Consider the following 9,253-nt stretch of genomic DNA (forward strand, 5'->3'; position numbering starts at 1 on the left):
CGCAAACTCCGTCTGTTTAGCCCGGTAAAGCAGTCCTCGCACGTGTCCACGAAAGTCGGGGAGATTCATAGCTGCAATTCGTCAACTGCGGCTTCTCAGCCCCCCAGGGCTTGGGTAATCGGAGTCAAAACGGCCTGGCCGACCACTGCAGCGCCAGGCCCCTCGCCCATCAGTTGGGCGATGCGGCGCTCGTCGAGGCGGCCATCCTTGATGTCCTCTCGCATCTGCGCGGCTAGTGCGCTCTTGGCGATAGCTAGTGTCGCATTCGCCATAGTCGAAAGCCCGTTGGTTGAATTCGGATCGTGGGCAGTCATCGCGTCGATCATCGGCCCGAGCACGGGGAGCAACTCGGCCGGAAGTCGCGGCTTGAAGTTTTGCAGTACCCACTTGGTCATGTTCAACACGCGCTGCGCCTGCCCATCGATCAAACGATCGACGAGCTGCTCGCCTTCAAACTCCGACAGGGTCGAATAGGCGGCGAGTTCGGCATGTATTCTGGCGGCGGACTTCGCTAAGGAATGGGCTTCGATCTTACGCATCAAGTCCGTGAGCACTGCCTCTTGGCTTCCGCTCGATATAGCGGTGGCCAGACCCGCCGTGGGCAGGGCCGGCACGGCCACTCGAGCGATAGCCGAGGCGGCCTCGACCCTCTTGATGTCATTGGGCGTATGGGCCGCCATCGGATCGATGTCCACCGTAACGGTCTTGGTCGCCGCGCCTGCGCTTGTCGTCCCGAAAAGCATGCTGAAGTGGATCGACGAGAACAGCGAGAAGCGCCCGAAGATTTGCCCATCCGACGTATCGACGCCCACCGTCACGCGATGCCCGAACTCGAAGGCGTTGGGCGTGGGGTCGGGTTGTGGGTCGAAGTCCCACCAGACTGGCGCCTGCCCGCCCCAAGGCGCGAGCGCGGCTGTGAGCGCTTGGCGCGCCAGCTCCAACCTCGGATCGGCCGGTCCATCCGTAGCCTCACCACTACCGCCTGTAATCTGGGCGAGGGCTGCGATGGCCTGCGTGTAGGCGATAAACTGTGCCACGTTGCTGGAACGAGCCAAGTCCGGGAATTCCTGGCCCAAGAAGGTCTGTGTGATATACGCTACCGCGCCGAGTCCATACGGTCCCCCAAAGCACCGCTGATGGTGGACTTCCCCTAAGAAATAGGTCTGTTCCTGCGCCTTTTGCAATGGCGTCACGTCGAGACCATTGGCTTTTTTCTCTGCCAGCCACTGGTTCATCGCCTCCCGGTTGGGGAACGACATATTCATGAGCACGCCGTTTCCCGCTGGCTCTTGGGAGATCACGCGCGGCGCGGTGAAGACGCTTTCCTTGGCTGAGAGCCTCAGCTCCTCGCCACTCATCGCATCGCGGGCAAGCACGCTTTTGACATCCTTGGAATGGTCGGGGACTACGCCCAACCTGGCATTGAGGACATCCACTTGATTGGCCAATTCCGCGACCAAGCTAGAATAGCCGTTGTCATGCTTGGTGCAGTAGATGTTCCTGTTGATTCGCCGCCCGCCGAGCGCTGCCGGAAAGACGTGTTCGCCCGAGCCCGCAGCCTGACCACACACGATGCAAGTATTCGCCATCTCGCCCCCTGGATTGTTCTATGTTGCTCCAATTTCCAGAATCATAGCCCAGGCCTTGGTGGCGAACCCTATCGGAATATTTTGCCGTGGCGCCAGGCGTCAAGGGCACGACTTTCCCTTGCATGACCGTAGGTCAGGGGCGTGGGGATGCCCAAGACGCCCGTCAAGTTCGGAGCGAGTCCGGAATTTTGTATACAGCAGTCATTGCCATTTCGATCAATGAAAGACTGCTATGGCCGACAAGCAGACTTACATTCGGCTTAAGAGCGTCGACTAAACCTGGGGCGATTCAACTGAAGCAATAACCGGCGCAGATAGACATTTACAAATAGTGAGAGTCAAACATGTCGGATCAACGTGATCTAGATAAGAGCCAAACCGAGCAGACCAATACCAAACAACAACAGCCACCCAAGCGGAATCAGCTAGTAGAGCTATTCGAGCAGCTAAACGCGATACCGTGGGCAAGCTTTTGGAGCCTTTCACTTTCGGTCGGTGGCCTTCTTCTGCTCAGCTATTTTTTGTCCATTGAGTACCTGCCCGATCTCGATGTAAGCGCCATTTCCGTGACGGTCGCCGGTGTCGCCGCTGTTGGCACCTTCTTGGTGCTAATGATCGGCTTCGGCCTTACCTTGCCGATGCTCTATGTGGACGCTACCGATGACAAAAAGAAGAAGATGTATTTGCTTGCCCAAGCGACGGTCGGCATCGTCCTAGGATTCGGCGTGATAGCCAATCTTTCATACGACTTCGGCAAAGAGATCTGGGCATGGCCGGTTCTGCTGTTGCTATTCGTGGTGCTTTCCGCCATTACGACTGAAAGATTCACTTGGTTTAATTGGCTCAAAAACGTAGGTAAGGAAGCACTTTGGGGCTTCTGGGCAATCACGGTTCCAATGCTTTATTACGAACTACTGACATCGAAAGGCGACAAGGATTGGGAGGACATCCTCAACCTGCTTCTCTTTACATTTGCTTTTGCCGTTATCTCCATCATGGTGGCATATGCGCCTGCCAAGCGCCGCGCTGTGGCACGATTTATTGCCGTTATCGGTGCGGTGTTGCTTCTTAGCGTGGCGGTGCAACGTCCAACCTTAGTTTCCCAAGCGTCGGTCGCCGTACTTGGGCTATCCCAGAGGAATCCCGTTACATTGATTCTCTCCGAATCGGGTTGTAACTCGGCAAACTTGCTTCTCGTTGAAAAGCCGTGTGCATTCGACAGGGGGGCAAAGCTCGGCAGCTTAGATGGCGTGCGGGTCGTTTCCCGGATCGGCAGTCAATTTGTTGTCCATTGGCAACCCAAAGATGCCTCAAATATCGATAGCAATGGGCATGGGATAAACGACGACAATCAGGTGTGGCGCAGGGTAATCCTGAAGAAGGACGACGTTGTCTCATGGGCCTATGACTTCGGGAAAAAGAAGCCAACTGTGACGAAAGGCGATGCCCCGAAACTGTAGCAACTAGGTAAAAGCCAAATGTTCGGCTAGATACTGAAACGCATCGGCTGAACAGCAACACCCGATTTTGTTAAGAACTCAACATAGCTGCCGCGTCAGCTGCGAAGCGAACGTAGCAGCCAGCTATCGGGTTATGATCGCTGACCGATCTGTCGCTGCCTTTGGTACCGACATACCCCAACAGCCGCTCAGGCCGAGAAGCTGAACTACTCTCAGTTATAGAGTGGCTGCTATGGCGAGGACGCTTCTTTTTTACAAGCCAACTTGTAGCCTGCCTTACTGCCACACATATGTATATAGGTCTATCTTTCTTCATGAATTACAAGCAACTCCAATGCATTCACTAAGGCCCTTGCAGCCTGTTGATTTCGAGGGGAACCGGCTGCAAATTCGAGGAATTTTTTTACCAGCTTCTCAAGTTCGTTTTGATCGTCGGACTCGCCTTCATCCGAAGGAAAGATTTGCAAAAATTTGCAAATCCTTTGAAGGTTCTTCGATTCGGTTCTAAATTGCCCTGCCTCAAATCGTGATAGCTGTCCATAGTCGATACCTGATGCTTTTCCTAGCTCCATAAGAGTTAGGTTCAAAGCAATTCGCCTTGCCCTTAACCGACAAGCAAGTGCTGAAATTTCCTTTTGCGACTTGAATTTCCGTCCCATTTTGCATATTATATTGCAATATTTGCAAATTGCGAAATTGGCGATTGATGACGGTTTACGTTGATAACGTGAAGGTGAAATGGCGCGGCAAGGAATGGTGCCATCTGGTGGCTGACTCGATTGAGGAACTACATGCTTTCGCCAATACCCTCGGTCTTCGTCGCAGTTGGTTCCAAGCCAATGCGTCGTATCCTCACTATGATGTAACGCTAGAGGTGCGTAACAAGGCGCTTCTGATGGGGGCCGAATTAGGGACACGTGCCCAGATTATTGGTTGCGCTCGCCATCTCAAAGCGCAGGTGGAAAAGCTTAAATATTCCCAACCACAACAATTACGTCTATGCTTTGAGCATGACCCCTGCGAGGTACTATGAAAGGATAGCCGGGGTATGGGTTCGACCGTACCGGTAGTTAACGCTCGGTCAAAACTAAGCCTATAAGGTATTTGGACCTTGGAAATTGCTTTCGAAGATTTGTCGTTGCGGGTAATTTGCGAAAACCCATCAAAAGCCCAAGAAAAACTTGGGGATCGAGTAACAGCGAAACTGATAGCACGGTTAGCGGATCTAAGATCCGTCGACAGCGTAGTGGACTTACCGGCAGGGAAACCGAATTCTGTTAACGGCAGCTACGGCGAAGGTATGTCAATCTCGCTTGGAGACAATTTTTATATCGTTATCGTCCCTAACCATAAGAACTGCCCACTCCTCGCCAGCGGCAAGATCAATTGGCGCCAGGTTACTCGTATTAAATTGATTCAGATCGACAAACATGAGTAATTCATTAGTATTTAGTCCGAATTGGGCATCTCCCCCAGGGGACACAATAGTCAGTATTCTGGAAGAGAGAGACTTATCCCTAGAGAGCTTTTTTTCTCAGCTTGGGTATTCGCGAGAATATTCGAAAAAGCTAATTAGCGGCTTAGTTGAGATTGATCAGGAAATCGCTTCTGATCTTTCGCGCACATTGGGTGCATCTAAGATATTTTGGTTAACGCGAGAATCTCAATATCGGAACGATATTGCACGACTAAAGAAATCACAGAGCCGTCTATCGCTAGAGGGCTGGCTTAGAGAGTTGCCTCTCCGTGAGATGATCCAATTTGGGTGGATCGAAGATCTAAAAAAATTACCGGATAAGGCAAAAACTTGCTTAGATTTTTTTGACGTGCCTGACATTCAAGCATGGTCAAGAAAATATGCCTCGTACCATGTCTCTGCATCGTTTAGAACTTCGTCATCTTTTGAATCCAAAGATCTCTCAGTCATTGCATGGCTGAGACAAGGAGAGCGTACTGCTCAAGCGATTAGTTGCAAATCATGGAATGAGGCGAATTTCCGTAACTCCCTAAGCCAAATTCGGTTGCTAACGAGGGAGCGAAATCCAGCAGTCTTTGTTCCAAAGCTACAGTCTATTTGCGCTGAAAGCGGTGTGGCTGTTTCTATTGTTAGGGCACCTACCGGATGTCGGGCGAGCGGAGCAACAAAATTCCTATCGGAGGAAAAAGCTCTGTTGCTATTGAGCTGTCGCTATCTATCAGACGATCACTTCTGGTTTACGTTTTTCCATGAAGCAGCGCACCTCATACTTCATGGGAAAGACATGTTATTCGTTGAAGGAAACAGCGCTGTTTCCTCAGTAGAAGAACAGGAAGCAAACGACTATTCTGAAAAAACTCTGATCCCCGAAGCTTTTAGAGAAGAGCTTTTTGCAACAAAGGCAGATGCCCGGTCAATCATAAGACTTGCTCGGAAAATTGGAGTGTCGCCTGGAGTACTCGTCGGTCAATTGCAGCATCACCGGCTATTGCAACCATCCCAAATGAATCATTTAAAGGTACGTTACAGCTGGTTGTGATCACTGGATTTATCCACGGAATGGGCGGAATCGGCCAGGGGATTTTTGCCAGTTACATAGAGAATCCTCTAGTACCTGCATACCAACATTAAGTCGGCCGTCCAGTTCGAGTAGCCAGCTATCCAATGTCTTTGGGCTAAGCCCTTTTGCAAGAGTTGTTCCTCCAAAAAGAAGTCGGGCGCCACGTAATGGGCCTGTCGCTCCTACTAAGTAAGCGGAATTCGGTTCGATCGGGAATAGATCTAGCTTCCCCAGCATGGTTAGGTAATCGAACTTGGCGGTACGACCAAAGCGATGAACGTCCATCGTTCGATAGAGGTATTTGAAAATCTCTCGGCGATCATTACCGGCATGATGACGCGCCTCTGTCAGCAGTGCAGCGTGTGATCCATAGTTGTTGATCCACCTGACATAGCTTCTAACAACAGCGCCCGTACCTTGGGTTGTATCACGAAGCGTTTCATATTTGCGATGGTTACCAAAATGGCCTGCCCTAGCTGGGGATGTGAGGGCCCCATAGCTTGCGGCTAACCACATTGCAAATTCTTCGGGACTCTCACAAACCTTTGCCCAGCCCCAATGAGGTTCCCCACCTAGCCTGCCGTAAACCTGTTGGAGAAGACGCCAGCCAGTTCGGTGATGTTTACCGAAGTGGGTCGCTAAAAATACGAGCCAACAAGCTTCTTCACTGTTACCACTGGCTTGATGGAGTACTGCAGCGCGAAGTGGGTCAAATGCGTCGCTGCTGGGGTCCATTCGCACTTCACCTAAGCGCTGCCTCCGAATGGTCGCTATATAGCGAATCCGCCGAATGCTCTCGATCAATTGTTCAACAAGGGCATCAAGATTCTCTCTAGGGCGAATCCCCGGAAGTTGCCGAACGTTATCGGTAAAGTCTAGCAGTGTGAGTTTGAGTTTCCGCCCAAGTGCGACGTCTTGTGGTTTCATGAAGATGCCCCATTGTTCTTAGCAATCCAGTCGCCAATGGCTTGTTTGACCGTTGCCGTCATTCCATAGCTGCTCTGGATATTGTGGTTGTATCCAAGCACCTTGATACTCCTCCGTAGAGGAATGCCAAATATTTCTTTTATTTTTCCTTGGTAGGCCCGGCCAGGCACATCGTGAGAGTTTTTTCGTGGCAAGGCCCAGTGAGGTAGCACGGTATTCGTGAACACGTTACCTGACAGGGTTTCTAGGGTTCGGACTACAGTTTCGCCGTTCAAAACTAACAACTCAATCGATGATCGCTGTAGCGCTTGTCCGAGAGCGTTTCCTGCGATTTCAATCAATTGTCGCTTTTGCCTGCTTTTCAGTTCATACCATTTTGAATAAGTTGCAAATGGTATTAAATCCAAGTGGCACGCAGGGAAGAGTGAGCTGTAGTAAGAGTAATTTGTTCCGGAAATGATCTGATCTAGGCTCTTAAACCATGCGTTATAGGGGTTATATTGAAAATAGCCATTACAAGACTCTAAGATCAGTTCAGCATCTTTCTCTGTCGCATCAGACCAGCGATCAAGGCCTAGTGATGTTAACGTTTGAAATCGTCGCTTGGTGCCACTTAATTCCTCTCCGCTTGGATTAACGAATTCCAAGTTACTTGGGTTAAGTCCCAGTGTGGCGATCTTTGCTGAATGCAAGGGACCAAACGAGAGAACTGGGCTGCTCCAAGGAATTATGTGTGTGTCTGCGACGGAGGCAGAGTTCAGGCGGTGAAGTAAATCTAGAATTATTTCTGTCACTTACATTAGTCAGTCTGAGGTAGCAGGGATAGTTGCTCTGGAGTGTCGTGTACGAGGAGTTTTTTGGTCTGCGTTGAGCGACGCTGGTCAATGTATACGCGGTACACATCTGAATCCATCGCTCTGCTGAGCAGCGATATTTTGCGTAACGTGTCACGTGATTGAGAATATTTGTATATCTGCAGAATACGGACAAGGTCAGCCCAATACGGATCTAAGCTATCAGCTTCTTTACCGGTTGCTTTCCCCTGTCTGATATCAACTTCAATATCCAGGAGTTTGCGAATCGATGGCCGCGGATCACCTTTTGGCATTGAAGGCATTGCGATTCTCGATTGCCATCCCTCCTGCAAGTATCGCTCCGCACGGTTTCGATCTTCATCATACAAATGCAAACTTCCAACGGAATGCTTGTAATTCCCAAGCTCGACATCTAGCGATCTAGCGATCAACTCCTGTATGAGCGTAAAAGCGAAGATGTCATGTGGCAGTCCCTTGAATGCGTCGTTAGAGCGCATGTGGGTCACCATGTGGAGACGGTGTCCACGAAGAAGAAATTGCATCGTGCACGTGCAAGGTACATCTTTATATTTTTTTTGCAGATCGTCACAGTCGAATATCTGGATCACGGCTTGTCGTGACGTACTTTTTCGCTTAAGCAGGTCGATGATCTGCTCTACCTGATCGCCTGGCCGAGGCCCAAAAATTCGGGGCCCATATGCACCGTGGACTGTTCCATCGTTCTCCGCAAACTCATGGTATTTCTTGATGTAGTACTTTATATGTTCTACATCGTTACTTCCCGCTAAATACCATAGCCATTCTCCAAGACAACTGAACAATGTGCCCTTTTCTTCCGTTCTGCTCAGGCGCATCCGGGGATTGGTGAGTTGCAGCATCACACCGCGCATCTCAACCGTACTTCCCTTTGTGGCCGTTATTCTGCTTTCCCCTTTGAGCAGCTTATCGCTTAGCAATCTCGGGAATAGCTTCCTCAGTAAGTCGTCAATCGTCGATGCCGAAATGTACATAACTCGAGCGCACTTACGAACAATCAGTTAATACAACGTGGTAGGGAATATATGCCCTGCAGCATATGACATTCACACTCTACCGGAAAAGTCCTATTGCATATTGAGAAGAATCATGGAGGCCGTTCCTAGATGATGTTTTCTCCTACAGAATCGTGAATGATTATGTATTTTTCCTAAAGTGCAAACGGCTCATCTGTGCGTCATTCAGAGCATGATGCGGACGTAGCAAAGTGCTCTCCAGAATTTGGTTACTCTCGTCGCCAACAGTCAGAAGCAATGGTTTTGGGGTTACCCAAATTGGCCAGCCATCTAACTTCCAGAACAACTTCTGGATCCAAGGCCAGTCATAACTCTCAGAATCAGTAGCCAGCACCACCCGATCACCAAAGTCCAGAAGCCACTCGGACAGCCGATGGGCAACCTCCTCAAAACGCATTTGGCAGGCCCCTCCTTCTAGCAGGGGCAATACTTCATCCCGTACAAAATCGCTGCAGTCCTCCAGGCGATAGGTATCCGTAAGTTCTGCGTAGAACGTCCGGCTGCCATCTTCAGAGACCAGCCCAATGGAAATGAGCTTGGGATCTATCCCCAAGTGGGTGAATTCTGTGTCGAAGAAAACGATGGTCATGCATGTCTCCGAATCGCTGAATTTCCTATCATCGCCAGTCTCCCTTCGCGACTCCGTAGGTCAGCAGTCTCTGTAATACCCAATGCTCTGACGCCCCAATTTTCTTCCCATACTGCTTAGCGAATTCCCTGGGACTCATCCCCTCCCTGCAAGCCACGCCGGAAGCTGCCAGGAGGTCACTGTCCCCACTCATCTCAACGGTGTCAACAACAACCTAAAACTGACCCGCTAAGACAACACCCATCAACATAAAATTGACCCACATGGGGTGGTTGACGCATCGT

At 50.4% G+C, this 9,253-nt stretch carries 10 protein-coding genes; 4 read left to right on the forward strand and 6 right to left on the reverse strand.

Annotation, left to right across the window (positions count from 1 at the left end; translation table 11 throughout):
- Positions 1-95: 95 nt before the first annotated feature.
- Entirely contained in the window at positions 96-1,589 is a 1,494-nt protein-coding gene (locus tag AZSI13_RS08325; protein ID WP_109040710.1) for a hypothetical protein, read from the reverse strand.
- 344 nt (positions 1,590-1,933) lie between these two features.
- Here AZSI13_RS08325 and AZSI13_RS08330 point away from each other — a divergent pair, with 344 nt between their 5' ends.
- The gene (locus AZSI13_RS08330; RefSeq protein WP_109040711.1) at positions 1,934-3,049 is read left to right on the forward strand and encodes a hypothetical protein; all 1,116 of its coding nucleotides are present in this window, start codon (positions 1,934-1,936) and stop codon (positions 3,047-3,049) included.
- 302 nt (positions 3,050-3,351) lie between these two features.
- Here AZSI13_RS08330 and AZSI13_RS08335 read toward each other — a convergent pair whose 3' ends face one another.
- Entirely contained in the window at positions 3,352-3,708 is a 357-nt protein-coding gene (locus AZSI13_RS08335) for a helix-turn-helix domain-containing protein (RefSeq protein WP_109040712.1), read from the reverse strand.
- A gap of 47 nt (positions 3,709-3,755) precedes the next feature.
- Here AZSI13_RS08335 and AZSI13_RS08340 point away from each other — a divergent pair, with 47 nt between their 5' ends.
- The 3 genes from AZSI13_RS08340 to AZSI13_RS08345 all read left to right on the forward strand — a co-directional run bounded on the left by AZSI13_RS08340 (position 3,756) and on the right by AZSI13_RS08345 (position 5,565).
- Complete coding sequence (locus AZSI13_RS08340; protein WP_109040713.1) at positions 3,756-4,082, forward strand: DUF4031 domain-containing protein; 327 nt, start codon at positions 3,756-3,758, stop codon at positions 4,080-4,082.
- A 78-nt stretch (positions 4,083-4,160) separates the two neighbouring features.
- Positions 4,161-4,487, forward strand: coding sequence for a hypothetical protein (locus tag AZSI13_RS17260; RefSeq protein ID WP_133247288.1), 327 nt, complete (start codon positions 4,161-4,163; stop codon positions 4,485-4,487).
- Positions 4,480-5,565 (forward strand): ImmA/IrrE family metallo-endopeptidase, encoded by a 1,086-nt coding sequence (locus tag AZSI13_RS08345; protein ID WP_109040714.1) that lies wholly within the window; start codon positions 4,480-4,482, stop codon positions 5,563-5,565. Before AZSI13_RS17260 ends, AZSI13_RS08345 begins: the two co-directional genes overlap by 8 nt.
- Before the next feature lie 9 nt (positions 5,566-5,574).
- Here AZSI13_RS08345 and AZSI13_RS17265 read toward each other — a convergent pair whose 3' ends face one another.
- The 4 genes from AZSI13_RS17265 to AZSI13_RS08355 all read right to left on the reverse strand — a co-directional run bounded on the left by AZSI13_RS17265 (position 5,575) and on the right by AZSI13_RS08355 (position 8,969).
- Positions 5,575-6,513: a hypothetical protein gene (locus tag AZSI13_RS17265; protein WP_133247289.1), complete on the reverse strand. Its 939-nt coding sequence runs from the start codon at positions 6,511-6,513 to the stop codon at positions 5,575-5,577.
- The gene (locus tag AZSI13_RS17270; protein WP_133247290.1) at positions 6,510-7,160 is read right to left on the reverse strand and encodes a hypothetical protein; all 651 of its coding nucleotides are present in this window, start codon (positions 7,158-7,160) and stop codon (positions 6,510-6,512) included. Before AZSI13_RS17270 ends, AZSI13_RS17265 begins: the two co-directional genes overlap by 4 nt.
- Before the next feature lie 152 nt (positions 7,161-7,312).
- Positions 7,313-8,338 (reverse strand): thymidylate synthase, encoded by a 1,026-nt coding sequence (locus tag AZSI13_RS08350; protein WP_109040715.1) that lies wholly within the window; start codon positions 8,336-8,338, stop codon positions 7,313-7,315.
- 163 nt (positions 8,339-8,501) lie between these two features.
- Entirely contained in the window at positions 8,502-8,969 is a 468-nt protein-coding gene (locus AZSI13_RS08355) for a 3'-5' exoribonuclease (RefSeq protein WP_109040716.1), read from the reverse strand.
- Between the last annotated feature and the right edge of the window lie 284 nt (positions 8,970-9,253).

Source organism: Azospira sp. I13 (genome assembly GCF_003112695.1).
GTDB lineage: Bacteria > Pseudomonadota > Gammaproteobacteria > Burkholderiales > Rhodocyclaceae > Azospira.

What these genes read in the sequence shown, in the direction of transcription:
- AZSI13_RS08345 (WP_109040714.1), top strand. Translation starts at nt 4,480, where the DNA reads ATGAGTAATTCATTAGTATTTAGTCCGAATTGGGCATCTCCCCCAGGG.
- AZSI13_RS08355 (WP_109040716.1), bottom strand. Translation starts at nt 8,969, where the DNA reads ATGACCATCGTTTTCTTCGACACAGAATTCACCCACTTGGGGATAGAT.
- AZSI13_RS17265 (WP_133247289.1), bottom strand. Translation starts at nt 6,513, where the DNA reads ATGAAACCACAAGACGTCGCACTTGGGCGGAAACTCAAACTCACACTG.
- AZSI13_RS08340 (WP_109040713.1), top strand. Translation starts at nt 3,756, where the DNA reads ATGACGGTTTACGTTGATAACGTGAAGGTGAAATGGCGCGGCAAGGAA.
- AZSI13_RS08325 (WP_109040710.1), bottom strand. Translation starts at nt 1,589, where the DNA reads ATGGCGAATACTTGCATCGTGTGTGGTCAGGCTGCGGGCTCGGGCGAA.
- AZSI13_RS08335 (WP_109040712.1), bottom strand. Translation starts at nt 3,708, where the DNA reads ATGGGACGGAAATTCAAGTCGCAAAAGGAAATTTCAGCACTTGCTTGT.
- AZSI13_RS08350 (WP_109040715.1), bottom strand. Translation starts at nt 8,338, where the DNA reads ATGTACATTTCGGCATCGACGATTGACGACTTACTGAGGAAGCTATTC.
- AZSI13_RS08330 (WP_109040711.1), top strand. Translation starts at nt 1,934, where the DNA reads ATGTCGGATCAACGTGATCTAGATAAGAGCCAAACCGAGCAGACCAAT.